Here is a 26,457-nt window from a genome sequence, read left to right as displayed (position 1 = left end):
TATCGGCATTTTTTGTCATCCCGACGAAGGTCGGGATGACAAAAAATAGCCTACTTAAACAGCAACGGAGCCATCTCGTGCAGGCTCCGACGCCATGTCTGGAATTCGTGACCTGTCTTGTCCGATACGTACGAAACAGCATTGTAACCGGCGGCTTTCAGGTCTGTGGCCGATTTGTTTACACCATCGGGCCGTTCTTTGCCACCACAGCTAATGAACACGAGCTTTGGTTTGGCTTTGCCGTTAAGGTCGTCCGGCGCGTAGACGCCACCGCTCAGCAGGCCGTAGTACCCAAACACCTCCGGCTTGTTGAGGGTGATCGTTTTCGTTTCCATGCCGCCCATTGAGAGGCCAGCCATAGCCCGGTTATCGCGGTTACTTACGGTGCGGAAGTTGGCGTCCACGTAGGGAATTAACTCCTCGGTCAGCACGGTCTGAAAGCCGTCGATCTTGAAATCGCGCATTTTCCCCCACTTCACCTCGTTGGTCATGCCGTAGGTCATCACGATAATGAATGGCTTGGTTTTGCCTTCGGCGATGAGGTTGTCCATGATCAGGTTGGCATGTCCCTGATTACTCCAGGCAGTTTCGTCTTCGCCCCAGCCGTGTTGCAGGTACAGCACCGGATATTTTTTCGACTTCTCTTTCTCGTAGCCCGGTGGCGTATATACAAACGCCCGGCGCGGTGTACCCGTGCTTTTCGAGGGGAACAGAATCTGCTGCACATTACCGTGAGGAACGTCTTTCAGCGCGTAGAAATCCTGATCGTGAGCAGGTATTTCAATGCCACTCTCCCACCGAACAGATCCGTAGTAGTTCTTGGCACCGGGATCGTTGAATTTCCCGCCGTCAACCGTTACGTTGTAGTAGTGAAAGCCTTCATCCATCGGGCCTTCCGTAGTGCCGGTCCAGTAACCGTCGTTCCCTTTTTTGAGGATGGTGCCGCCCCGTCCGCCGAGGCCCAGGCTCACTTTCACGCTATCGGCTTTGGGAGCCAGTATCCGGAATCGGGCGTAACCCTGCGAGTTTACCTGCGGATACTCCTGCCCCGGCTGATTCAGCGAGGAGGGTTTGAAATCTTCCGCAATGGCCGAGGCCGTTTGCGAGTAACTGCTGATGCTGATCATCGTGGCTACCACGAATGCAGCTAGGGTTTTGAGGGTCATTTGGTTATTAGTTTATGTTAGGAAAAATGAAATGGGTTGTGTTTTGTGTAGAGACGCGACCCTTCGCGTCTTTACGTGCCCGGATGGTATTGCTGACGCATGAGGAGACGCAAGGGATTGCGTCTCTACTTAAACAACTGCGGCAATGTATCGGCCAGGTACAGTTTGCAGTTCATCCAGGTATGGCCGCCCGGCACGATGAGCGGTTTGACGTTGATTTTCTTTTCGGTAAACATGGCGATGTTCTGCTTCACCGGCTCGTACAGAAAGTCGTCGGTGCCAACACTGACGGTGAATAATTTCAACTGCTTATTCATCTGCTCCGCGTTCGGCGACCAGTTGGCGAAGTTCGCTTTGAACTCCTCCGTAGCCGTGTAGGGCGCGTATGAACACACATAGGCAAATTTATCGGGGTTGGTCAGGCCGATGTTCAGCGTCTGCCCGCCACCGACCGAAAAGCCCGCCACAGCCCGGCCTTTGCTTTCCTTGATGACCGGGTAGTTGGCCTCCACAAACGGCACGATGTCGTTGACCATGTCTTTCGTAAAATCAGCCATTGGCGCCGGACGAACGTTGCCGTAGGGCATCACGATCAGCATGGGTTTGGCTTTTCCCTGCGCAATCAGGTTGTCGGCAATTAGGTTGGCACGGCCCACTTTGGTCCAGGTCTCCTCTGTGTCGGAGCCGCCGTGAATCAGGTACAGCACCGGGTACTTGGTCTTGCCGTTAGGGTTGAAACCGGGGGGCGTGTACACCAGCAATTGCCGCGTTGTGCTCAACGTACCTGACTTGTAATATCGGTAGCTGATTTTGCCGTGAGGTACGTTCTGCAACGAATGCACCAGCGGCTGATCGCCGGGTACGTCGACGATGCTGCGCTTGAACCGCTCATTGGCGAAGATGTAGGTGTTGTTCGGGTCAGCGATTGACACGCTGTCGACCATAAAGCTATACGGGTAAATGTCGGGCTTGACCGGCGGCACCGTCACGCTCCAGATACCCGACGTGTCTTTGATCATGGCAACGGGCGCTTTCAGAAACTCGCCGGAAACCGTCACTTTTTTCGCGTTTCGGGAAAAGAAGCGGAACGTGATGCTGTGGTCTTTATGCACATCGGGCGAGCTGATGGCGGGCGGGCGTTGCTGGGCCACTACCGAAATTCCCGAAAATAGAATAGCCAGCAGAATAGATAGAATACGTTTCATGGGCGAATAGATTTATTATTGGAACAGCAGTGGCGTGGTGGCGGCAACGTAGGTTTTCACGTTCATCCAGGTGTGGCCCCCGTCGGTAATCAGGCTTTTGTAATTCACCTTTTTCGCTTTCAGGTAATCCATAAATTCCACCGTGCCTTTGTGCAGAAAATCGTCGCTGCCAACACTCACCCACAGCAGTTTCAGTTGCTTGTTGGTCTGCTCGGGTTTGGCAACAATCTGGCTGAAATTTCCATCCATCTCCTGGGGCGACAGGTACGAACTGTAGGCGCATACGTACGCAAACTTGTCCATGTTGCTGAAAGCCGCCCGGAGCGTTTGCCCGCCCCCGCGCGAAAACCCACCAATGGCCCGGTTCTCCCGGTTTGGAATAGCACGGTAGTTCTTCTCGACGTACGGAATAACGTTACTGACCAGATCGGTCGTGAAATCGTTGGCCCGTTTCACCGCGTCGGCCCCATCGCGCACGGTTGGATCGCCGGGTTTGGTACCGCCCTTTTGCTCGGCTACGCGAGCCGCAATGTTGCCGTAGGGCATCACGATGATCATCGGTTTCACCTTGCCTTCCGCCAGCAGGTTATCCAGAATCAGGTTGGTTTTGCCGACTTTGAAGAAGGTCTCTTCGGTATCTGTCGTGCCACTAATGAGGTAATAAACGGGGTATTTTTTGGTTGGCGACTGATCGTAACCCGGTGGCGTATACACGACAACCGAGCCGGTTGTGCCTTCCAGCGACGGGTAGTACTCGTAGTTGATCGACCCGTGGGGTACGTCCTTCATGGCATGAACGAGGGGCGTATCACCAGGGACGTCGACCAAACTGGCCTTGAACCGCTCGTTGGGGAAAAACGCGACATTGGCGGGGTCCATGACCGATACGCCATCCACCCGAAAGTTGTACGGGTAAATGTCCGGTTTGACGGGCCCGACGGTCGCGCTCCAGATGCCCTGCGCATCTTTGGTCATGGGCACGGGTGCTTTTTCAAACTGCGCGCTCAGTTCCACCGCTTTGGCCTGCGGAGCCTGATAGCGAAAGGTGACGGTCTTGTCGGCGTTTACCTGGGGCGACACTACCAGCGGGCCGCGTGGCGGCTGGGCACGGAGGATACCGACCGCGAAAAGGAGGGCAGCAATGAGCGTTGCCCGGATCGTTGTTTGTTTACAGGATTTCATTCGGTATGGGTTTGAAAAGGGCTACTTAAACAGTTTCTGGGCGATGGTCGACAGGTAGAGTTTACAGTTCATCCAGGTATGGCCACCGTCCGAAATCAGCGTTTCGTGTATGATCTTTTTCTCGTCAAGCACCTTCAGGTAATCGTTGATGACCGGGTAGAGCATATCCTCTTTCCCGACGCCGATCCAGAATAACTTCAGGCGCTGGTTGGTTTGGGCAGGGTTGGCAAAAGCCGTCGCGTTGTTCCGATCAAACTCTTCTTTCAGCATACCCGGCGCGAAGCCGCAAACCCAGCTAAACAGATCGGGATTGTTCAAACCCAGGTAGAGCGTTTCGCCACCACCACCCGAAAATCCGGCAATAGCCCGACTGTCTTTGTCTTTCTTTACCCGGTAGTTCTTCTCCACAAACGGGAACAGGTTGCCCATAAAATCTTTCTTGAACTCCTGTAGATTATCCCAGTTGCGGAGGCTTCCCGACGATTTACTGATCACCGGATATGCACGTCCGTAGGGCATCACAATGATCATGGGTTTGGCTTTCCCCTGCGCAATCAGGTTATCCAGAATGATATTGGCCCGCCCGACTTTCGTCCAGGTTTCCTCCAAATCCGTAGTCCCATGCAGCAGATAAAGCACTGGGTACGTTGCCTTTGTGTCGGCTTCGTAACCCGGTGGGGTGTAAACCACCACGGGCCGTTGCCCCAGCTCAGGCGAGGTGTAGTAGCGGTACGATAGCGTGCCGTGAGGTACGTTCTGAAGGGTGTGGACTAAGGGCGTAGAACCGGTTATCTCAACTACGCTATTTTGAAACCCTTCATTCGGAAAGATGGCGGAGTTTTTGGGATCGGCTACCGAAATACCATCGACCACGAACGAATACGGGTACATGTCCGGCTTCACTGGCCCCACCGTCACGCTCCAGACGCCCTGCGCGTCTTTGGTCATGGCGACCGGCGTTTTCTCGAACTGTGCATTCAATTTTACGTCTTTGGCCGTGGGTGCCTGCAATCGAAACGTGACCGTATTGTCGGCGTTCACCTGTGGTGATACTACGACGGGGCCTCCGGGTGGCTGTGCCATTGCTCTGGCGTACAGGCTAATCAGAGCTAGCAGAAGCCAGAATTGGCGGAGTAGTTGTTGGTTCATGGTTTAGTTAAGGTTTAGGTTCTGTTTTTCATTGAGAGTTGTTTTTTCATCCTTTTTTTGTCATCCCGAGGCAGGAGGGATCTTCGGGTAAGGCTAGAAAACCTCCGGCTACAGAAGATCCCTCCTGCCTCGGGATGACAAAAAAGCTGAATGACAAAAACGGGTCTACAACAACTCTTCACTGGGTAATAACATCCACTTCCGAATAGCCTGATGCCGAACCCTCCTGCGTGTTTTTCAGGGCGCGCAGTTTAATGTATCGGGCTTTGGTCGGCCCAAAGGGTTTGGTTTGCCAGACGGGGCTATTTTTAATGTTCGAAAACTCGCCCTCGCTGACCCGTTTCCAGTTAGCGTTATCGGTGGATACGTCAAACTCATAGTGGGTAATGATACTGGCTTCTTCCCACCAGTTTTGAGCCGGTAAATACCGGAAGCCGACCAGATTTTCTTCTTTGCCCAAATCAACAACCAGGTCGACGGGCATCGCTTGGCTTTTCGGTTGCTGCCACGACGTACCCGGATTACCATCCAGTGCCTGATAGGCCGATTTTGCATCGGTACTCACAACTTTCCAGTTTCTACGGGCAATGTCGAATTTTTCTTCACTGACCACGCTGCTTTGCTTCGTGAACGGATTGTGGGCAATTGCCTTTAAGTCCACTTTGCCGTTACCGGTTTTTACGGGAGCCGTGTATTTGCTTGATGATGCCGTTGGCGTGCTGCCGTCGAGAGTGTAGTATAGTTCTGATTCAGTATCGCCCGGTTTGATCTGAATATCCCCGGCCTGATTGCGGGTGACAACGGGGGGCGTCAGAATCAGTGGGGCTTTGTAGACTTCCATGTTGGAAATCAACGGACTGCCCTTGGCATCCAGGATCGTCAGCCGCAGTTGCGTGGCCTCGACGGTCGGGAAGCGGAGGATACGTTTATACCCAATGGTTGTTTCTTTGGCGATCTCTTTCCAGTTGCCATTAACAAAGGCCTCAACGATAAACGCTTTGACCCGCTGCCCCAACCGAATGGGTTCCTGTACCAGAAAGCGATTGAACGCCGTGGGTTTATTGAAATTCAGCGTCAATGATCCGGTACGGACGTTGTCATCTGTCGCCCAGTAGCTTTCCGGGTCGGCATCAATGGCTTTACCGGCGTCGTAGGTAGCGCTTTTACCGCGTACCTGTGACGCTGTCGCTTTTGCATTGTTAGCCAGATTTACCGCGAAGGCTTCTTTCCTGGCGTTGGCAAAGGCCTGCACCGCTTTTTCGTCTAACTCGTGAATCAGTCCGTTGGGCATGATCGGAAAATTGAGCAGCAGAGTCCCATTTCGTCCAACGGAATTATAGTATGTATCCATCAGTTGGGGCAACGTTTTCACCTTCCTGTCTTCGCGTTCGTGGTAAAACCATTCGGGCCGGATGGAGGTGTTGACTTCGCCAGGCACCCAGGCATTGCCATTTTCGACACCATGCCGCAATTGTTCCTCCGGCACATCGCCAGTGGCATTCAGTAAGCTCCAGTTGGTTTCGCCGACGTATCCGGCTTCGGTACCCACCCAGCGCAGGTCGGCGCGGTCGCCACCGTCGTTCCAGATGACGATGTTGGGCTGGAGTTTCCGAACGAGTTTGTACGTGTTCGGCCAGTCGTAGTACGTTTTGGCGTCGATCTTGCGCGTCTCGTTGGCCCCGCCGTAATAGCCCGACCCGCCATTGGCCCCATCGTACCAGACTTCGAAGATATCGCCGTAGTTGGTCAGCAACTCCGTCAACTGGTTGCGGAAGTAGGTGATGTATTCGGGCTTACCGTAGTCGGCGTGGTTCCGGTCCCAGGGCGAGAGGTACACGCCGAATTTCAGACCATATTCTTTGCAGGCATCAGCCAGTTCACGCACGATATCGGCTTTGCCATTGCGCCAGGGTACATTTTTTACGGAGTAGTCGGTGTATTTCGACGGCCAGAGGCAGAAGCCGCTATGGTGCTTAGCCGTAAAAATGATGCCTGTCATACCGGCCTCTTTACAAATCCGCGCCCATTGCCGACAATCCAGTTTGGTGGGATTAAACAGCTTCGGGTCTTCGTTGCCAAGGCCCCAGGCCATGTCGGTATAGGTGTTGATCGAAAAGTGGATGAAGGCGTAGTATTCCATTTTCTGCCAGCGCAACTGGTTCTCGCTGGGCAGCGGCCCAACGGGTTTCGGCGGAGTTGGCTGGGCCAATCCGGAAAGACCGGTCAGCAACCAAAACGCTATATGAACGAGTAAGGTCTTACGCATAGTCAAGCTTATTTAGTGAGCCAATTATTGATCGTCATCCATGCAAACAGAGGTTCCATCCAGCCGGGGTGCCGGAAAATAAAGCCGTGGTCACCTTTGGGGTAGATGTGCATCTCGACGGGTACTTTCTGACGTCGGAGCTTCTCGAAAAACACGATGCTGTTGTCTACATCGACCAGCTTATCGTCGGCTGCGTGGGTCAGGTACGTTGGGGGCGTATTTGCCCGTACCTGCAGCTCGTTAGAGAACAGATCAACGTCCTGCTTCGAGGGGTTTTTGCCCAACAGGCCGTCGTGTGAGCCGCCGTGTGTCAGGCTGTCCTGCATGCTGATGACCGGATAAATCAGAATTTGAAAATCGGGCCGCAGACTAGTGTTGCTGGTGTTATCGACATACGCTTTCTCGAAGTGCGTAGCTGCCGTAGAGGCCAGGTGCCCACCCGCCGAAAAGCCCATGATGCCTACCTTAGCGGGGTCGATGCCCCACTTAGCAGCATTTTCGCGCACTAGTTTAATGGCCTGCTGGGCATCCTGCAACGGACCAATCTTCTTATCGGGCATAATGGCGTCGCTGGGCAATCGGTATTTCAACACAAAGGCCGCTATGCCTTTTTCAGCCATTGCTTTAGCGGTATTGACGCCCTCGCCATTGTACACTACCACGCCATAGCCGCCACCGGGAATGATGATGACGGCCGCGCCGGATGCTTTGTCGGGTGCTGGTTTAAAGTACTCAAGGGTGGGTTTGGTAATCCCTTTCAGAATGCCCGTTTCCATTCCCGTTTCCTGCACATCGGATGCTTTGGAATTGGGAACGGCAGTGGCATACAAGGGAATGATCTCCTGCGCGTTGGTGATCAGCGATGCCAGTAGCAGTCCGCTTACCAGCGCGGCTATGATGTATGTATTTTTAAAACTAAAGCGTTTCATATTGTTAGGGGCTAGTGTCATTTAGAGATTTTGTCATCCCGACGCAGGAGGGATCTTCAGTGTATGCTTGAAAATGTTTGTTTCCGAAGATCCTTCCTGCGTCGGGATGACAAAAACAATCAGCCATCACAAGCCCATATTCTTCTTTTAATTCGTCGCCGTGGGCTTATACCCAAGCAATGACAACATTTGAGCCGCATACCGCTTCCCTAACTCCCGATAACCGGCGGCATTGAAATGCAGGTCGTCGGCAGAATCGGTACAACCTGTCGACGAGATCACGTGGGCATTTTTGATCGTTTGCGGGAGCGAAGCTATGATCTTATTCATGCTCGCACATTTGCCATTCTGGTCAGCGCTTACTGTTTCGCCGGCCAGCAGTGGTACTTTTTTAGGCTTCAGATCCAGGTCGTGCATCAGGTTGTCGTACACCACTTTTACCTTTTTGGTCCACAGCGTATCGCCCGTGTTCGATTCACCCTGGTGCAGCAGAATGCCTTTGATGACGCCGTCTTTCTGCGCCAACTTCGCCATCTCGACCAGTCGGCCGTAAGGATTCCCGTCGTATTCCTTGATCATGTTCTTCATCCAGCCAGGTACGTCAGTGGTGTATGACGTATACTGATCTTTGTCGAACAGTTCGATTTTGCAGCCCCCCACGGCTACGTTGATCACACCCACCCGGACTTTTTCGGGCAGGTTCGCCACCAGCTCGCGACCGAAATAATCGGCGGGGGTAAGCCCCGTACGGCACCGGCAAAGGGGCGGTTTGGCGGTATACCAATTCCCTTTCGTCCGGTTGATAGCCGGACAGTCTACGGCTTCCATCACCTGAAAACGGGGGTTCACGTTGACCGTATCCTGCGGTTCAATTTTGGCGTTCCCCTCCATATTGGATTGCCCGAAACAGAGGTAAATATGGAAGTTTTTGTCCTGAGAAAACGCGGTGAAATTCAGCAGAGAAAAGCCAGCTATAAAGAGTGCTACGTGCTTGATGTTCATTTTTTTGTTAGTAGTCTTAAAATGTCGGCAGAAAAATCAGAAATAAGTACGCTTGCTTATCTATTCGCTGGAAACGTTTCAATTCACCAGAAGCGCAGCCCCATTTGTCGGGATCACCCAGTCTACCTCCTGATTTTTCGGCAGTTTTGCCGTGCTTACCTTGCCCGTTAATTGCGCATCGTCGCTGTATAATTTATACTCGGCATTGGCGGCAATCATGGGTAATTTCAATTTCAGCTTAATTGGCTCTTTTTGAGCATTCACCCCGGCCACGTACCACTTGGTACCCTGCCGACGTGCCAGTACTACGTACCGGCCCGGATAGCCGTCGATGTAGCGAACTTCATCCCAGGTAGTGGGCACGGTTTTCATGAAGTCGATGGCCCAATCCGGTGCATCGGTAAGGTTGTTCGGGGCTAATGCAAAATGCTGCACGGCACTCTGAAACAAGACCGCTGTTGCCAGGGCGTACACGTCAGACGTAACCCGTTTGGAGCCCCGGTTTGGCGTATTGTTCGCATTGTAAAACTTGTTCAGCGCACTGCCGCCAAAGTCCATGCTGCCCACGGTGTTGCGGATAAACGGGTGTATAGTGGCGTTGAAGGCTTCCCGGTCATTACTTCCCTGCGAAAAAGCCAGGTTTTCGCTGGCTAACACCGCTTCGCTGGCTGCGTAGTTGGGGTACATTTTTTCCCAGCCACGAGGGAGTGTCGAACCGTGGAAAATGCACAGGATTCCGTAGTCGTTGGCGTCGTACAAGATGTCTTCGTACAACTTCATGGTCTCCTGCTTATCCCCGCCGAAAAAGTCGACTTTGATGCCTTTCACGCCGATGCTTTTCATCCAGGCCATTTCCTTGCGACGGGCAATGGTATTGTCCATAATGCCCCGTGGTCCTTGTGGGGCGTCGTTCCAGTAGCCGTTGGAGTTGTACCACAAATACAGGCTAACGCCTTTGCTGGCCCCATACCTGGCCAGTTCAGCCATTTTCTCACGGCCAATCTGCGTGTCCCAAAGGGCATCGACCAAAACGGTTTTGTAGCCCATTGCCGCGCTGAAGTCGATGTACCGAACCTGCTCATTGTACACCGTTCGGCCGTCCATGCCAATAATCCAGCTCCACGAACCCTTCGTATACTCGTATTTTTGAGACCCCTCGTAACGGGATTCAACCACATCGAAAGGCACCGTTGTCTCCACAATTGGGGCAAGGGTTTCGCCGACTGTAATCGTACGCCAGGGTGTTTCGCCCGGCAGAGGAATACCCGGTGCCGACGTGCCGATGCCGTTGTTTTCGTCCGGCATTGGAAAGCCAATCGTATACAACCCACCGGGACGACCCAGCAGGCGGCTTCCGCAATACCGGCTGTCGACGCCCGTTTCCGAAATCAATACCCAGCCGGTATTATTGACTTTGAACAGACAGGGAAACGTGTAGCCATTCCCTCGGCCGTTTTTACCCAGTGTATCGTCGACTGTATACGGAATTTCGTAGCTGGGCATGGTTCGGGCAAAACCCACCATCGCTTTGCTTTGTGCCGAGAGAAAGGTGGTTGTTCCGGCGGGCAGTATAAAGCCGGACTTTTCCTCATTGATCACGCACGAACGCGACGCTTTTTGTGGATATACTTTATACCTGAATGCCACATCGTTGTTGCTCACTCTGAACGTGATGTCAATAGCCGAAAGGTTGTCTTTTGAATAGGAAATTACCCCTTCATTGGCTACATAATGCACCTTACTTTTCTTGATATTCGGCAGCTCGTATGACTTGTCAATTTTGGTAATCGTGGCTGCTTTACCTACGACAAGCCCTTCCGAAAAGTCGCCCACATTGGTTTTCAGGCCCAGCGGTGATTTGCTCAAAAACGATTTCTCATTTAGCGAAACACTATAGGCTGGTTTGCCATTTTCCAATGATACAGTTACTACTAATTTTCCATCCGGGCTGCTTACGACCGAGTTGGTAGTTTGTGCACTAACCCAAAATGGGATTAACAGAAAAAAGAGAAATGTATAGTTCATTTGGTTTTTCATAAACGAGTGGACCCTATTGTCCAGAAATTTTAGGCTCAATTCTGAAGTAATCGAAGTCGGCAAATCCGCCGGTTTCTGGTCGGACCACCGAAGCGGTGGCGTAATTAAAAAGGCCAAAGCGGTAGCCCATGAAATGCGGGATGGTATACGGCATTTTCAGGGCGTCACCGATAGCGGCCCACGCCTTGCCATCGAGGCTGTAGAAGAAATGAGCCGTGTCTTTTCGGTCGCGGAAATCACACTCCGCTTTCAGATAGACTGTTTTCTGGCTCAACGGAACGCGCTGCACCTCCACCGGTTTTCCCGAACTGGCATTGACCATCACAATGGACTTAGCACCGTTTTCGACCTTTACACCCACCAGACCGTAATTCTTTTGCAGCAGGCTCAACCCCGCAAAGTCACCGTCTTTCAGGTTCGACACATCAAGCATGGTCGATCCAGCACTCTCCGGGCCGATGGTGCGCTGGGTCAGGGTGTTGCGGGCCATGACGAACGAGGTGTCGGTGCGTCCGGTTTTCAGACGCAGAAACCCTTTCCGCTCCGAAACCGACCAAAGGCTGTTGTCGGGGTTGTGGTTCCACTGCCAGACCAGCGGCAGGGCCGGATCGCCTTTTTTGCGGGTAAATTCATCGGAGTTGACGATGCCGGGAATCAGGCCTTTGCCGGCGGGCAGGTCGAGCGTCTGGGGCACTTTGCCGTTCTCACCCAGCACCGGCCAGCCATCTTCCCACTTGACCGGTACCAGGTAGGGAATCCGACCCACCCCGCCGAAATCGCGGAACAGATAGGCGAACCAGCGGCCATCGGGCGTATCGATCAACCCGCCCTGTGCTACGCCCATATCCTGCAACGCCACGCGACCCTCCCACGGCCCGGTGATTTTGTCGGCCCGGTGAATGATTACCGTCCGCATACCGCCACGCGGCCACGAGATGTTGAATAGGTAATACTTGCCCTTCACCTTGAACAGTTGCGATCCCTCGGCGGGTAAGCCGCCACCGGTACCTGATGGGGTGCTGGCGTTCTCGATAATGACCTGCTCGGTCGTGCCGGGCTTCACGCCTGATGCGTCGGCTGTGAGTTCAACCAACCGGAGTTTGCCCGCGCCATAGATCAGGTACGTTCGGCCGTCATCGTCGAAAAACAGGCTGTGATCGTGGTAAGAGGGTTTGAACGACACTTCTTTCCATGGGCCTTTTTCGATGTTTTTGGTGGTGTAGATATGCGTTCTGCCGCTGGTTTGGGCAAAGGTGGTCGCGTAGTACGTGCCATTATGGTAGCGCAGACTGCTGGCCCACGAGCCGCGCCCGTAGGTACTTTTTCCGTTGTTCAGGCTCATTGCGTCGACGCTCGTCAGCGTATCGTATGCATACCCGACCATCTGCCAATTGATCAAATCGTTCGATTTCATTATTGGCAACCCCGGACTCAGGTGCATGGTTGTACTGCTCATGTAGTACGTATTGCCCACCCGAATCATGGCCATGTCCGGCACGTCGGCAAAAATGACCGGGTTATGAGCTTGTTGCGCGATTGCCGACATTTGTGTTAGCAGCAACACAATCGTTAAACCAGACCAAAAAGATTTTTTGTTGCTTAATCTCTTAGTAGTGAGCATTTTGTAGAAGATTTTTTGCTGCTAGTTTTTTGTCATCCCGACGCAGGAGGGATCTTCGGGTGATGCTAAAAAAACCTCCGGCGATAGAAGATCCCTCCTGCGTCGGGATGACAAAAACACAGTTAAGCGAATCGACTAAAGCAATCAGTTAAATTTCGTGACTATTGTAGCGGCCCGATCAGTTCGATAAAATTTCCGTCGGGGTCCTGCACAAATACAAAGTGGGCTTTGGCATTCAGGGGCGTGGGTGTACTGCCCAAAAACGAAACGTTCATCTTCGTCAGCCGGTCGATGATGGGTTGTAGCGCTTTTACCTGAATGGTAATGTACTGCATGCCGGTATCGTCCTGAATGTATTTCGGCTTTGGGTGCGATGCTTTTTTGCCAAAGCTCATCAATTTCCAATCCGTGGCGTCGGGGCTGTTTTCGAGTTTCAGGATGGTTACGTTCGTCGCTACGCCATTGGTCAGGCCGGAGCGTTTGCCGAAATCTTCATTGATGGTGAAGCTGCCCGTTTTGACCATACCGATGCCATTCACGTAGAAATCAATCGAACGGTCAATGTCGGCCACAACGACGCCAACACCAATCGTTTTACTGGAGAAATTGGATTGCGCATGAACACTCAGGGCACACAAAAACACAAATAGTGTTGTTCTGACACATTTATAGGCAATTGTCATGATTCTGGTCTTGTTGAAAAGAGGCATTTGTTAGTTCGTTACAAGTCTGATTTGGTGAAAGCGAGGGGTGTTTGTTCCGTTCTGAGCCTTGATTATCAACGTGATCACTTCGCTGTCATCGGCCTTCAGGCGAATTGTTTTTCCCTTTGTTGACAGAACCTCAGCCGGTTTTTCGTTGATTAGAAACTGTATAGCGTCCGGCGTTATAGTCTCTAAAGCACGAATGTCAATGTATTTACCCGTCCGGTTTTTGTTCTGTAACTGGTAGGCAATAAACGACCGGGTACGTCGCCAGAACTGCTCATCATCGTAACCCGATTCGCTCTTTTCGCCTTTGTACTGATGATCGACTTCGGGTTGCTGCTCGCCACAATTTATCTTATCAACCGAAATCGCTTCCAGGGCCAGTGCCTCAGCTTCCTGCTGTTTTAACCGAGCCTTTTGTTCATCGAAAGACGCCTGTGAAAAGGTCTGGAAATACATCTGGTAGCGGGCGTCATGCACCTCGTAAAACGGTTGCAACGTCAGTGAGTCTAAGTTGAATTGCAGATTATTGGCCGGTTTCAGGCGGTTCAGGTACGTTGTCGGTTCGCCAACCAGTGCATAGGCATTCGTGATCGGGTATAACTTGCCCTTGGTTTCGTGCCCCATCCGGCTATCGTCGGCAAAAAGTCCTTTCAGGTCGGCTGTCGATGTTTTGGCCGCCAGCACAATGGGACCGTTCACAAAAGCCGCCCAGTTAGAGCCGTCGGGCAAGTACTCCAGCCGCGTCGACGTTTTGAAGCGGACGGTTACCTTATCACCCGATTTCCATTTTCGGTTAATTGCTACGTAACTGGCTGGCTTTCCGGTAACGGCCTGTGCTTTCCCATTCACCAGCACTTCCAGGTTTTCCGCCCATTTCGGGTAGCGGATATTCAGAGAAAATTCCTGTGGTTTTGTCGTTGATACAACCAGTTCAGACTGGTTTTGGTATGGAAACTCGGTGCGTTGAGTCAGCTGAACCTTTCTGTCTGTCCAGTTCACCGTCGAGGGAATGAACAGGTTGACAAACAGGTCATTAGCCGAATGGCTATAGATCAGTTCGCCGTATTTGGTGTGGTTCTCGATGCCTGACCCCACACAGCACCACATGCTGGTTTCGGGCTGCGAATATACCCGATAATGGTTGGGACGAATGGGCGTGAAATAGACAAACCCGCCTTTTTCGGGGTGCTGACTCGACAGGATGTGGTTGTACATCGTCCGTTCGTAGAAATCGACGTAGCTCACATCGTTCTTGTCCAGGAACAGGGCCTTGCTCAGGCGTAGCATATTGAACGAGTTGCAGGTTTCCGGCCCCTGATTTGAGCGCAGCACCTGGCTGAAATCCGTTGTCGGGTTGAAATGCTCCCGCACGCTGTTCCCGCCGAAGGCTACGCTGCGCGTCTGCGACACGTTTTGCCAGAAATACATGGCCGCTTCCGACCAATCTTTCCTGCCCGTCAGCGAAGCGATTTTCTCGAACCCGATCACCTTCGGAATCTGCGTATTGGCGTGGAGGCCCGTTAGTTTATCTTGGTGCGCCAGCAGCGGTTCCAGAATGGCCCGGTGCGAAATCCGCTGCGCCGTTTCAAGGTATTTCTTGTCCTTTGTGAGGACGTACAGATCGGCGAAGGTTTCGTTGATGCCACCATGTTCAGTACGCAACACCTTCTGAATCTGCTCGTCGGACAGGGGTTTTATCAACTCAACGAACCAATCGCCCAAGCCAATCAGTACCTGCTTAGCCTGCTGGTTACCAGCGTATTCATAAGCATCGCGCAGCCCGGCAAACAGCTTATGGATGTTGTAGAGCGGCACCCAGGTATTGTTCAGCCCGAAGCTACTGCCGTCGATATCGCCTTTGTGAACCCGCTCCCAGAATACCTTGCCTTGCGGAATGCCACCCACGTACCCGTTGCCATTCTTCACCTGGCATTGGGCCAGTTGATCGACCATGTAATCGAGCCGTTTTTTCGTTTCGGAATTGCCGGTCGAGGCATACATCATCGCCAGCGCCGAGAGGTAATGCCCGCCGATGTGCCCATCCAGACCCGAGCTTTCCCAGTTGCCGTAGCGCGGGGCTTTTTCCGACAGTCCGGCGTCGATCAGGTACGGAGCCAGCAGTTTATCCGGGTTCAGGGCCAGGATATACTTCAGGTCAACATCCTGCGCATTCTTAAACAGCCCATCCGTTACCTTCACTTCCTGCAAGGTAAACGGCTGCATCTGCGCCAACGTCGTGACGCTGAGCAGTGCGAGAAAAGCGGTATGTAATAAGGTCGTTTTCAAGGGTAACGTTGTGTTTATTCTGACCGTTCTGCCAATGTGGTCGTTGGTTCCGGCGCTTTGTCATCCCGACGTCAGGAGGGATCTTCGGTAACCGGAGGTTTTTCTGGCTCACCCAGAGATTCCTCCTGACGTCGGGATGACAAAAAACTCGGGATGACAAATTACTACTTATACATCGGGTCGTCGCCTTTGTATTTCAGGTACTTGAACGAAGCCGAATTCCCGGATTTTTCGCCTGATGACGTCGCATACAGGCCATACACGCAGCCAATAAAGCTGTTGGCCGCTTTGGTGCTCAAGAACTTGCCGTCAACCTGGTCTTTCAATAATTTCCAGTTCTTCCCATCGGTCGAGTAGTAGAAACTGTACAAGGCACCTTCCGACTGTATTTTGAAATTTACTCTGGCAGCGGATGAAGTTAAAGGGACTTCAGTCACCAGTTCCAGGGTTTTGTCTTTGCTCTTGAATAACTGAATCACGTCTTTGCCTCCGCTTTTAGATTTGGCCGCGAAGTAAAAATGGCGTTCGTCCTGAAAAATCACCAAACCCGCTTTTTCGTTATCCGTTTTTGGTGAAAAGCTCACTTCGGTTTCGGCGGTGCTCGTTAAATGTTGCTGACGCTTACCCACGAACGAAGGATTTCCGGCTTCTGAAATTGTTTCCGGTTTGAGTGTAAGCGTAAGCCCATTAGCCTTTGACGTCTTAAACGAACTGCTATCCACCGTTCTCAAAAAAAGCATCGACAGATCAAGCCCTTTATCGAACGTCATGGTATACGCGAAATTGCCGTTTTGCGGCAAAGCCCCTTTCTGTTTTACTTCTTTGATGTTGGTTTTGTATTGGTACTCAATCGCTTTTTCGCCGTGTTCGATCATCGGCCAATCGTTTACCCACGTCAGCGGAGCAATGAACATTTCGCGGCCTGTGTTGTAATAATCGCCTTCGTAAGGACGTACCGCCAGGAAAATCGAATACCAGTTGCCATCGGGACCTTCGATAAATTGAGCGTGTCCCGCCGACGTGATTGGGTTGGGCCGGTCGGCTGGTAAGCCTCGTTGCGTCAGTACCGGATTACCTTCAAACGGCACATAAGGCCCCCAAATATCTTTGCTGCGGAGTGCCACCTGTGAGTGATTGACGGAGGTTCCGCCTTCGGCCGCATAAAGTATGTACCAACCGTTATGCTTTAAAATATGGGGCCCTTCAATCCAAACAGGCTTTTTCGAGAGGTCTACACCCCCATTCACCAACTGTTTTTCTTCGCCCAGCACCGTCAAATTCTTATAATCGAACTCGTACATCCGGATGGTTCGGTGGCCCGAATACAGCGGTTTGCGGTCGGGCGCATCGCTGTTGTAAATGATGTAGGCTTTGTCGGTTTCTTCATCGAAATAAATGGAGGGGTCAATTCCTTTTACCTGCGGAATTTTCACCGGATTGCTATAAGGGCCAGCCGGATTTTTGGACGTTACGACAAAATTTCCATCATGGTCAATATCCGTACAGGTAACGTAGTACGTCCCTTTATAATGAGTGATGGCCGGAGCAAACAGCCCGCGCGTCATCCGCTCGCCCATAAACTCCATTTGTGAAGGACGATTGATCACATTACCAATTTGCTTCCAGTTTTTCAGGTCGCGGCTGTGCATGATGGGCAAACCCGGGAAATAGGAAAAAGTAGAATGTACGGAATAATAATCTGCCCCCACCCGCACGATGCTCGGATCGGGGTAAAAGCCGGTCAGGATGGGGTTGACCAATGTGGTCTGCGCCGGGAGCGTGTAACTCGTAACTAAGCAGAAGGCCGTCGAAACAGCTATCATCAGGTTCTTAAACATAATCCAATTGGGCTTGGCTGGACTTCGGGTATAGGAAGCAGCGTACAGAATGGCAAAAAAGATAAAAGAGGATAAAGTCTTAATCCTCTTTTATCTAATCCTTAAATGAACTGTGGTTTGTTAATACCCCGGATTTTGCGGGAACTTCGGCCCATCGACCACCCGGTCAATCTGCGTCTGGGGAATGGGCCGCAACATATGAAAATCCTGAATGTAAGGTGCTCCTTCCGGATTCCAGGCCTTTACACGACGGACCAGCGAGCGGGTACGAACCAGGTCATGCCAACGCTGCCACTCGCCAAACAACTCGCGGCTGCGCTCATCCAGAATAAAGTCGACCGTTACGTCAGAGGCCGTAATAACCATGGCTGCAGCGGCTGCGGTGTTCTGAGCGGGCGTGTTGGTTTTTTTGAAGGCTGCCCGCTGACGCACGACATTCAGCAGATCGGCCGCCTTGGTGGCATCGCCCGCTTTCAGATACGCTTCGGCACCCGTCAGATACACATCCGAGAAACGGTACAGCACAACCGGACGGGTCGACGGGTCGTTGAAGTTGGCGCCCCGGCTGGGGTCCATGAATTTCTTCAGCGCGGGGAAAATACCGTTGTTCCACAAGCTGGGGGGCACCACGATCCCTTTGAAGGGCCGTGTGCCGACAAACTGTGGCGCACCCGCCACCTCGAAATCGGGGAGCCAAACGGCGGTGTCGGCTCCGACGACGGTTGTATAGCTGATACCCCGTTTGTTGTTAGCCGCCGTAGCCGTGTTGGTAACCGCCGTATTGGCGATGTAGACCGTGGTGAACGAATTGGCAAAGCGGGTATCGACATCCCGTTTGGTAAATGCCTGATCCAGAAAATAACTCTTACCCGCATTCGGACCCGTTTTCAGTTTATCTGTGTTAGGCCGCATCCGAATGTACGGACGTCCGTACTGCGAATCGCGAATCATGCCGGAGGTGCCACTGTTGACCAGGGTTCCAGATGCATTCACAAACGAGTTGACACCGCTGTTGTTCGGGTAGTTCCAGTTCGTGAACCAGGGCGTCAGGTTTTGCGCGGCTCCACCACCAGCGGCTCCACCTACTGTATAGTAACCAAACTTCGGATCGAGTACGTGATCGCTCACAAACATGGTTTCTTTGCCGTAGTCGTTGGCGGGCGCAAACGCATCACCGTAGTCCGCCCACAGATCAAGGCTATAGGCCGATTTATTGGCAATAATATCCGAGCAAATCGTAGCGGCCTGCGTAAAATCAGCGGCCGTATTGTTGAGCCAGCCACGGGTCAGGTACGCTTTGGCCAGCAGCAGTTGCGCCACGGGTTTGGTAGCGGCTTTGCCGAGGAACGGAGCAGTTGGCGTGTTGGGCAGATCAGCGGCCGCTTCGGTCAGGTCCTTAATGATTTGCTCATATACCTGAGCGGCTGGCTGGCGCGACGCGGCCTGTGAGGGTACCGTAATGAACGTAGTATTCAGCGGAACATCTCCCCAGGTCTGCACCAGATAGAAATACCAGAACCCACGCAGAAACTTGGCCTGGGCCAGGTACTGCTTGCGGGTAGCCTCGGGCAAGTCTATGGTAGCCCCGTACTGCAATACGCCGTTCAGGGTATTGATGTCCTGAAAAGCGACGCCCCAGGCCGAACCGAAATTGCTTCCGTTCAGTCCATTATAGGTATAAGCGGGGCCACCGCCTGAACTGGCACCCTGCACGAAATCATCGGTACCGGCCTGCATTTCCACCGTGAAACCTTCTGTACCCCACTGCCCCCGAATGTCGTTATACACCCCGGCAATACCACCTAATACCCCGGCAGGGCTATTGAAGTAGGAGGGGACGATCTGCGACTGTGGGTTTTCTTCCAGAATTTTTTCGCAACCTGTATTTAGTAAAGCCGTAAGGCCGACCATGGCCCAAACTTTTATATGTTTCATAGGAATGTCCAGAATTAGAATTTAAGATTTACGCCGAATGTGAACTGCCGAACGGGTGGATTATTCAGGTTTACCGCGATCTGGCGCTCCGGGGTTGCCCGGTTTCCCGACTGGTCATTGAGCGTCGACTGACCACTAGCGTAGCTATTCCCCTCCGGATCGATTGTCAGTTTGTCGCGTACCAATGGCGAATACAGGATGAGCGGATTGGTGGCGTTAAAATAAACCCGGGCCGAACTGCCGCCGATCTTTTTAATCAACTGGCTGGTGAACGTGTAGCCGAGGTTGATACTTCTGATCTTAACGAACGACCCGTCATAGTAACCCAGCGTTGACCCAAAATTAGCCACAGCACCACCGGCATCGGGTGCGGGGAAGGCGTTGGTTGGGTTGGTATCCGTCCAATAGTCGGTTTTTACCTGGTTTACCCGACCCTGGTTGAAGAACGCAAATCCGCCCGAACCGGTAGAGTTACCCGTCAGGTAAGGTACAACCACTTTCATGCCCATCCGGGCGAAGGTCACGATAGACGCATCGAAGTTTTTGAAGGTAAACCGGTTGGTCAGGCCACCTTCCCACTTGGGCTGGAAATTGCCCAGAATCTTGCGGTCGTTGGGGTCTATTTTCCCGTCGCCGTTTACGTCTTCAACCCGGATCTGACCGGGAAACTGCACCGGCGAGGTTTGTTTGGCCAGGGTACCGTTTTCCTTATCGGATGTCTGCCAGATACCGATCTTGTTGTAATCGTAGATGACCGACAGGGGCTCTCCCACAAACCAGCCCGCCCCTATGTTGGAGAGTTCGGTTGGAGTGGTGAGCTGCGTGATTTTTTCCCGGTTAAAGAAGTAGATCAGGTCGGCACTCCAGTTGAAACCGCCGGGCTTTCTGAAAATCTCAAACGTCAGCGATGTCTCTAAACCCCGGCCTTCTGTTTTGCCCAGGTTCTTCAGCGTCGAACCGGCACCGTTGCTCGGAGGCAGTGGTACAGACAATAGAATGTCTTTGGTTTTCTGGAGATACCAGTCGACCGTACCCGTAATCCGGTTGTTCAGGAAACCAAAGTCAATACCCACATCGACCTGCGAGGTCGACTGCCAGCCCAGATTCGTTGCGGGCAGGCTGGTAACCGTATACGCCAGTTGCTGACCGGCCGTACCCAGACCAAAGTTGTAATAGCCTGCCGACAGGGCACCCAGTGTCGAGTACGCCCCTACGTTCCGGTTGCCGGAAATTCCCCAGCCACCCCGCAGTTTCAGGTTCGAAATGGCAGGAACGCTTTTCATGAACGGCTCGTCGATAATGTTCCAGCCAGCACCAATGGCAGGGTAGTTAAAGTAACGATTCTGCGGGGATAAGGTAGACGACCCATCCCGGCGCAGGGTTAACGTTAGCAGGTAGCGACTGTCGTAGCTGTAATTGACCCGGCCCATGTAAGACAGCAGCCCCGTTTCGGCAAAGGAGTTGCCAAAGTCTGAGTTAGCCACGGGCTGACCCGATGCCAGCGAGAAATTGGACGTCTTGATGTAGTCGGCAGGCACCCCGGTCACCGTGAACCGGCTTCCCAGCGAATGGTTTTGAGTCACTTCGTACAGTCCTGTGAAGCCCAGTTTATGCTTGCCAAACGTTTTGTCGTAATAGAGCAGGTGCTGGAGGTTAATATCCCAGTACTCCGTATTGCTGATCTCGGCGTTGGACGACGACTGAACCGTAGCGGAGTTGAAATAGGTAAGTGGACCACCGTAGCCGTTGTAGTTCGACTGGCTGAAGTTCAGACCGGCGTTGAACCGATACCGAAGACCCGGCAAAAGGTTAACTTCTGCATACAGACTGTTGAACGTCCGCAGTGACCGCGTACGACCCAGATAGGAATCTTTCTTCGTCATAATGGTCAGCGGGCTGATCCCGGCCGCATCGATCGATCCTTCCGATGGAAACAGGTTTACGGTGCCATCAGCATTGTAGGGAGACGCCAGGGGTGTTAACCGAACCAGACCGCCCGGTATACCACCACCGCCGGGGGTGTTAGTGTAGGTCAGCGTGTTCAGGGTATTTAAACCGATCTTGATGTTTTTGCCAAGGCGCTGATCGATGGTGGCCCGGATGGTATACCGTTCGAATTTCTGGCTGGGGATAATACCCGTTTCGTTGAAGTAACCCAGACCCAGCGAGTACTGCGTATTGTCGGACCCACCCTGCATACCCAACTGGTGGTTGGTATTGAAGCCAGCTTTGTAGATCAAATCCTGCCAGTCGGTCGAGATGCCGGCGGCCAGTGCTTCCTGTTCCTTAATGGTAAGTGGATAAGCCGTGGTTCCGGGAGCGGAACGGTTGTACTTGGCAGCCTCCTGTTTGAACTGGGCATACTCGGGGCCATTCATGATGTTGTACTTGCCCATAATGGTCGTGATGCCATGATAGCCGTCGTAGGTAAACACGGGTTTACCCACTTTTCCGCGTTTGGTGGTCACCAGAATAACGCCACCCGCTCCCCGCGATCCGTAAATGGCGGTAGCGGAAGCATCTTTAAGGATTTCCAGATTGGCAATATCATCGGGGTTGATGTCATTCAAACCGCCGTACGGAATGCCATCGACTACTACCAGCGGACCATCGAGCCCATCGCCATTGCTGGTGGTTAACGTCCGGTTTCCCCGGATACGAATCGATCCTTGCGAACCGGGCGTAGATCCGTTGCTCACGATGGTCACCCCGGCCGCGCGTCCTTTCAACTGGTTTACGATGTTCGGAGCGGGGACTTCTTTCAGCGTCGCTTCATTGACCGACACAACCGAGCCCGTCACGTCGCGTTTGCGCTGGGTGCCATAGCCCACCACGACAACTTCATTCAGCGTTTTATCGTCGTTGGCCAGGGTAACATTAATGGTCGTTTGTGAGCCAACGGCTACCTCTTTCGTCAGGTAGCCGATGAACGAGAAAACCAGCGTCGTGCCTGCGCCGTCCGGTACGGTCAGTTTATAATTACCGTTCACGTCGGTCGTGGTGCCGCGATTGGTCGATTTTATCTGAATGTTCACGCCCGGCAACCCTTCGCCGTTGTCGCCCGTAACCCGACCGGAGAGCTGCACATCCTGCGCTTCTTCCGTTCTAATCTTACTGGTTGAGTTTTGCTGCGGGAGTGTGGCTGGGGCCGTTTCCCGCTTTATCAGAATCTGCTGACCAATCACCTCGTATTTTAAGTTGAGGGGTGTCAGAATATGATCCAGCAATTGAGAAAGCTGTTCATTGGTGGCCTGATAGGTCACTTTTCGCTTCGACTGAATGATCTCCCGGCTAAATAAAAATTGAACGTTGGCCTGTTTTTCAATTCGTTTGAAAACGGTTTCAACGTCCTGATTTTGAGCCGATATGCTGACTCGTCGACCTAAGAGTTCCTGTGCGTTGCCATCGAAGGCAAAGCTGATGTTGACCAGGGCGAATGCGAACAAGATTTGTAGACTTGTGATTTTCATAATCCTGACCCAAACACTGCGGTTTAGTAAAATGTAATGCATAAGTTTGTGAACGTTGTTGTTCTTTTTTTTTAAAGAATGGACAAAAAATTCCCTTACCCCGTACAAAGGGTTACGTGTTAGAAGAGGCACAAAAAGTGGGGACTTTACAGGCGATAGTGTTGGAAGCACTGTCGCCTTTTGTCGTTATTGGCGGATGTTAACTTTACATCATAGGGTACTGTGGTTTTATTGAGAAGTTAGAATAAATAATTAATTGCAACCGGCGCTTTGAATGACCACCTGGTTATTCACTACGCTGAAGCTGGATTCTATTGTCTGACATACCAGCCGGATTTTTTCAGGAAACGGAACATCATCCAGCTGTCCCGTAAACGTGCAGTTCTTGAGCAGCTCGCGATTATAAACGATAGGCATGTGGTACTCAGCTTCTAACTGGGTAAACACCTCTGGAACAGGCGTGAAATCAAACTTGAACTGGTGGGTAATGATCTCGGACGTTCCACTCTCCAGCGGCCGATTCACTTTCTTTTCAACCTTATCCGTTTTCGAATTCAGACTTAGTTGCTGATGGACGGCCAGCAGCACTTCCTTTTCTGTAGAGCCGGGAAAGCTAACCGGCGTAACGGAGACCTTCCCCGTCTTAACTTTCACAAATGCATTCGATTCATTAGCAAAGGAACGAACCTGAAAGCTCGTGCCCGTTACCCGGGTTGTTAACCGATCCGTATACACGATGAACGGTTTCGCCGGATTTTTGGCTACTTCAAAAAAACCTTCTCCTTGCAGGTAAACCTCCCGCAATAAATCGTCGGTCCCCATCCGAAAACGAATCTGACTATTGACCGATAGCAGCACCGACGATTGTTCGGGAAGCAGCACCGTTACCGACCGATCGGCTACGTTCTTCACAATTTTCCACTTACCAGCCGCCAGGGCAGGTGTTTCTCCGGTAAACAACCCAGCTATCGACCGGCTCGCTGGCTGGCCTGCCTGCCACCAGATCAGCAAGAGCAATACGCTGGCTGCGGCAGCCCAACGCCCCCACTGCCCGCTAAGCAATGGTCTTACGGGGATCTCTGCATCCGGAATCTGATCCAGAATTTGTTTTGTTTTCTCTTTTACCTCCTGATCGGAAAGGGCAACTTTTTCTCCCTGAAGGGTTAAGAAAATTGCCACTGCCTGCTCGTAGAGATCAATTTTCTCCGGGTGGTTAGACAGCCATTGTTGCCAAACCAACTGGTCTTCCCAACGCCTTTCCATCACCCAGGTCCGGAAAGCGTCGTTTTCTAAAAAATCCTCGACGGTCGAAAAATCGCCAGCTGGAAAGTCCATTGGTACTTTTTGGGTATTTTTAATGATAGTATGGAGATTCGGCCGGAGGATACCCTTCTCAAAGCAAATTTTTTTAGAGACAAATACAGATAAGGCAAAAGAACGGCACAAGCCATTTTGTACGCAGCTTGCTGAGGGCTTTCTGCAAGAAGTTGGAAACCGACTGGCGATTCACCTCCATGACTTCGGCAATTTCGGGGATGGACAGGTTTTCGTAGTAGCGCAGATACAGGGCTTCCCGTTCCCGAGGGGGTAAGGTAGCCAGGTGGGACTGCATGGTTTGGGAAAGGATAGCCATCGACTCCTGCCGTATCAGCAGGGTTTCGGTATCGACGTCTTCGGCTACCGAGGTGTCCCAATCCAGTTCCTGAAATGTTTGCCTTTTTTGAGATCGCAGCGATTGCAGGATGTGATGTCTTAATGCCTTTAACAGGTAATGCTTAACCGAATCGGTGTCATTGATCTGAGCACGATTCTGCCAGAGCTGTAGAAAAAGCTCCTGGATACAATCCTCAACGACCGCCCCATCGACCATAAATTTCAAGCCATAGTGCCTCAGCGTACGATAATAGTGCTCAGCCAACTGACCTAATGCGTGCTTATCGCCTTTACGATATGATTGCCATAAAATCTGGTCCAGGGTTTGTGAAGTCTTGAAGTCCACTTAAATACACGTTGGGGAAAATTACAAATTCTAGTCAAGGATTACATTCGCTTTATGCAAGCATACATCAAGGAAGACGAATGGACGTTAAGGACTTTCCTGGTTGTCAAAGCATTCTAGTACAGCCTACTATGTGAATTAAATGTCATCCTGAGTATTGTGTATGGTTGACACTATTTTAGTTAAAGATTAATGTTTTGTAGCCTTGTTGCTACATGTTGTCAGTTGAACAAAGTTTGCTGAAAGGTAGGATTAGATCGCGTTCGAGAGGCCTAAATTCCAAAAGAAACCAAGTATAGGCAAAAATCAGTAATAGGCTTTGAAAAAGAATACAATTCTACAACAATATAATTATAGACAATTTATATATTTTACCCTATTTTGACTGTATTTTAACATTTTTAGCTTTTCAAGCAGATTTCCAGGGAAACTGAAAAGCTTTATATGCAAGTTGCTTATTGCTACTATCTGGACGTCTAGACGCTGTCTGAATTGATCGCCTGGGCTATAAAGCGCGGCTTATGGCCTGGTGCTTTGTTACTTTTTTCGCCCTTAGCTTTAGCCGCAATGGCAGTCCACTACGCAGATAGAAAGTGCCTTGCTCAAGACTAAAATCCACCGCTTTTCGACTCACATCGTTAGAAGGTGTTGGGGAATTTAGAAAGGTTGAGAGTCGTGCCAACTTTGTAGTCGCCAAACGACAAAGTCATGACCAAACAATTCTCTAAACTGACCGACCCTCAATGGGCGGCAATTTCGCCTTTTTTCAATGGCACCGGCCACCCGGCTCAAACGAAAGCGCAAACACGATTTACGTCAGGTAATAAATATCATTTTGTGGCTTTTACGAACCGGATGTCAATGGCGTAATTTACCCGAGGAATGGCCTAACTGGCAAGCTATCTACTACTACTTTGAGCAATGGAAGCAAGATGGTACGTTTGAACGAATCAATTTAGCACTAAATCAGCTGGATCGTAAAGGGGTTATTAAAGAAGCCTGTCCTTCTGTACTATGCATTGATGCACAGAGTGTTAAGCTAAATCCGATGATCTGTGAATACCGAGGGCTAGATGCTAATAAACGAGTCAATGGTCGCAAACGGCTGTTTGTTGTCGATACGCAAGGCCGACTCTGGGTAGCGGCTGTTCATGCGGCTAATCAAGCCGAAGGGCCCGCAGCTATTCTCTTAATTGGTGATATTCTTTGGCGAGCAGGCCAACGCTTAGAAAAAGTCTATGGCGACCAATCTTATAATGGAGTTTTTGCCAAGGCATTAGCTGATTGGGACATCACCTTTGAAAAAGCATCGCGGCCTCCGTGGCGCGGCCTCCGTGGCGCGGCCTCCGTGGCGCGGCCTCCGTGGCGCGGCCTCCGTGGCGCGGCCTCCGTGGCGCGGCCTCCGTGGCGCGGCCCGAATCGGCTCGAGGATTTGTCCCCGTTGCTAAACGCTGGGTAGTCGAACGTACCATTGCGTGGACCAATTTCTTCCGACGCATTGTCAAAGATTATGAGTATACCCTATCATCTTCGGTCAACTGGCTTTATTTGGCTAACATTCAACTGATGCTTCAACGGATTTGATTCAACTACAAAATATAATTCCCCAACACGTTCTAAAAGCGGCTATAGCCTCCAGTGGCTGGAGGGGCAATGAACAGG

General features: G+C 51.7%; 16 protein-coding genes and 1 pseudogene. 1 reads left to right on the top strand and 16 read right to left on the bottom strand.

What is annotated here, in order from left to right:
• Positions 1–50 precede the first annotated feature (50 nt).
• From CRO74_RS03635 to CRO74_RS03560, 16 genes are all read right to left on the bottom strand, one after another.
• Positions 51–1,166, bottom strand: coding sequence for an alpha/beta hydrolase-fold protein (locus tag CRO74_RS03635; RefSeq protein WP_097124621.1), 1,116 nt, complete (start codon positions 1,164–1,166; stop codon positions 51–53).
• 125 nt (positions 1,167–1,291) lie between these two features.
• A complete protein-coding gene (locus CRO74_RS03630) occupies positions 1,292–2,371 on the bottom strand; it encodes an esterase (RefSeq protein ID WP_097124620.1) in 1,080 nt (359 codons plus the stop codon).
• 15 nt (positions 2,372–2,386) lie between these two features.
• Entirely contained in the window at positions 2,387–3,553 is a 1,167-nt protein-coding gene (locus tag CRO74_RS03625; protein WP_097124619.1) for an esterase, read from the bottom strand.
• Between the two features lie 21 nt (positions 3,554–3,574).
• Positions 3,575–4,702 carry an esterase gene (locus CRO74_RS03620; RefSeq protein WP_097124618.1) on the bottom strand — a complete coding sequence of 376 codons (1,128 nt, stop codon included), beginning with the start codon at positions 4,700–4,702 and terminating at the stop codon, positions 3,575–3,577.
• A 178-nt stretch (positions 4,703–4,880) separates the two neighbouring features.
• Positions 4,881–6,968, bottom strand: coding sequence for an alpha-L-fucosidase (locus CRO74_RS03615; RefSeq protein ID WP_097124617.1), 2,088 nt, complete (start codon positions 6,966–6,968; stop codon positions 4,881–4,883).
• 8 nt (positions 6,969–6,976) lie between these two features.
• A complete protein-coding gene (locus tag CRO74_RS03610; RefSeq protein WP_097124616.1) occupies positions 6,977–7,897 on the bottom strand; it encodes an alpha/beta hydrolase in 921 nt (306 codons plus the stop codon).
• Between the two features lie 147 nt (positions 7,898–8,044).
• Positions 8,045–8,899 (bottom strand): sialate O-acetylesterase, encoded by an 855-nt coding sequence (locus CRO74_RS03605; protein ID WP_097124615.1) that lies wholly within the window; start codon positions 8,897–8,899, stop codon positions 8,045–8,047.
• 78 nt (positions 8,900–8,977) lie between these two features.
• Positions 8,978–10,924, bottom strand: a complete 1,947-nt coding sequence (locus CRO74_RS03600) for a glycoside hydrolase family 97 protein (RefSeq protein ID WP_097126000.1) — start codon at positions 10,922–10,924, stop codon at positions 8,978–8,980.
• A 25-nt stretch (positions 10,925–10,949) separates the two neighbouring features.
• Complete coding sequence (locus CRO74_RS03595) at positions 10,950–12,482, bottom strand: glycoside hydrolase family 43 protein (RefSeq protein WP_245877747.1); 1,533 nt, start codon at positions 12,480–12,482, stop codon at positions 10,950–10,952.
• 236 nt (positions 12,483–12,718) lie between these two features.
• Positions 12,719–13,240 (bottom strand): VOC family protein, encoded by a 522-nt coding sequence (locus CRO74_RS03590; RefSeq protein WP_097124613.1) that lies wholly within the window; start codon positions 13,238–13,240, stop codon positions 12,719–12,721.
• 30 nt (positions 13,241–13,270) lie between these two features.
• Entirely contained in the window at positions 13,271–15,553 is a 2,283-nt protein-coding gene (locus tag CRO74_RS03585; protein ID WP_097124612.1) for a glycoside hydrolase family 127 protein, read from the bottom strand.
• A gap of 164 nt (positions 15,554–15,717) precedes the next feature.
• Positions 15,718–17,391 (bottom strand): glycoside hydrolase family 43 protein, encoded by a 1,674-nt coding sequence (locus CRO74_RS03580; protein WP_097124611.1) that lies wholly within the window; start codon positions 17,389–17,391, stop codon positions 15,718–15,720.
• A gap of 120 nt (positions 17,392–17,511) precedes the next feature.
• Positions 17,512–19,326 (bottom strand): RagB/SusD family nutrient uptake outer membrane protein, encoded by a 1,815-nt coding sequence (locus tag CRO74_RS03575; protein WP_097124610.1) that lies wholly within the window; start codon positions 19,324–19,326, stop codon positions 17,512–17,514.
• Positions 19,327–19,340: 14 nt separating this feature from the next.
• Complete coding sequence (locus CRO74_RS03570; RefSeq protein WP_097124609.1) at positions 19,341–22,838, bottom strand: TonB-dependent receptor; 3,498 nt, start codon at positions 22,836–22,838, stop codon at positions 19,341–19,343.
• Positions 22,839–23,048: 210 nt separating this feature from the next.
• Positions 23,049–24,131 carry a FecR family protein gene (locus tag CRO74_RS03565; protein ID WP_097124608.1) on the bottom strand — a complete coding sequence of 361 codons (1,083 nt, stop codon included), beginning with the start codon at positions 24,129–24,131 and terminating at the stop codon, positions 23,049–23,051.
• A gap of 73 nt (positions 24,132–24,204) precedes the next feature.
• Complete coding sequence (locus tag CRO74_RS03560; RefSeq protein WP_097124607.1) at positions 24,205–24,795, bottom strand: RNA polymerase sigma factor; 591 nt, start codon at positions 24,793–24,795, stop codon at positions 24,205–24,207.
• Positions 24,796–25,503: 708 nt separating this feature from the next.
• Between CRO74_RS03560 and CRO74_RS03555 the strand changes: the two are divergent.
• Positions 25,504–26,379 (top strand): annotated as a pseudogene (locus CRO74_RS03555) (IS5 family transposase).
• The last annotated feature ends 78 nt before the right edge of the window (positions 26,380–26,457 follow it).

Origin of the sequence: Spirosoma fluviale (assembly GCF_900230225.1) — a bacterium.
GTDB classification, from domain to species: Bacteria; Bacteroidota; Bacteroidia; order Cytophagales; family Spirosomataceae; genus Spirosoma; species Spirosoma fluviale.
The sequence above is the reverse complement of the archived record's forward strand: the minus strand, read 5'-3'. Positions and strand labels throughout refer to the sequence as shown.

Coding starts and splice junctions, on each gene's coding strand:
- CRO74_RS03635 (WP_097124621.1), bottom strand. CDS start 1,166: ATGACCCTCAAAACCCTAGCTGCATTCGTGGTAGCCACGATGATCAGC.
- CRO74_RS03630 (WP_097124620.1), bottom strand. CDS start 2,371: ATGAAACGTATTCTATCTATTCTGCTGGCTATTCTATTTTCGGGAATT.
- CRO74_RS03625 (WP_097124619.1), bottom strand. CDS start 3,553: ATGAAATCCTGTAAACAAACAACGATCCGGGCAACGCTCATTGCTGCC.
- CRO74_RS03620 (WP_097124618.1), bottom strand. CDS start 4,702: ATGAACCAACAACTACTCCGCCAATTCTGGCTTCTGCTAGCTCTGATT.
- CRO74_RS03615 (WP_097124617.1), bottom strand. CDS start 6,968: ATGCGTAAGACCTTACTCGTTCATATAGCGTTTTGGTTGCTGACCGGT.
- CRO74_RS03610 (WP_097124616.1), bottom strand. CDS start 7,897: ATGAAACGCTTTAGTTTTAAAAATACATACATCATAGCCGCGCTGGTA.
- CRO74_RS03605 (WP_097124615.1), bottom strand. CDS start 8,899: ATGAACATCAAGCACGTAGCACTCTTTATAGCTGGCTTTTCTCTGCTG.
- CRO74_RS03600 (WP_097126000.1), bottom strand. CDS start 10,924: ATGAACTATACATTTCTCTTTTTTCTGTTAATCCCATTTTGGGTTAGT.
- CRO74_RS03595 (WP_245877747.1), bottom strand. CDS start 12,482: ATGTCGGCAATCGCGCAACAAGCTCATAACCCGGTCATTTTTGCCGAC.
- CRO74_RS03590 (WP_097124613.1), bottom strand. CDS start 13,240: ATGACAATTGCCTATAAATGTGTCAGAACAACACTATTTGTGTTTTTG.
- CRO74_RS03580 (WP_097124611.1), bottom strand. CDS start 17,391: ATGTTTAAGAACCTGATGATAGCTGTTTCGACGGCCTTCTGCTTAGTT.
- CRO74_RS03575 (WP_097124610.1), bottom strand. CDS start 19,326: ATGAAACATATAAAAGTTTGGGCCATGGTCGGCCTTACGGCTTTACTA.
- CRO74_RS03570 (WP_097124609.1), bottom strand. CDS start 22,838: ATGCATTACATTTTACTAAACCGCAGTGTTTGGGTCAGGATTATGAAA.
- CRO74_RS03565 (WP_097124608.1), bottom strand. CDS start 24,131: ATGGACTTTCCAGCTGGCGATTTTTCGACCGTCGAGGATTTTTTAGAA.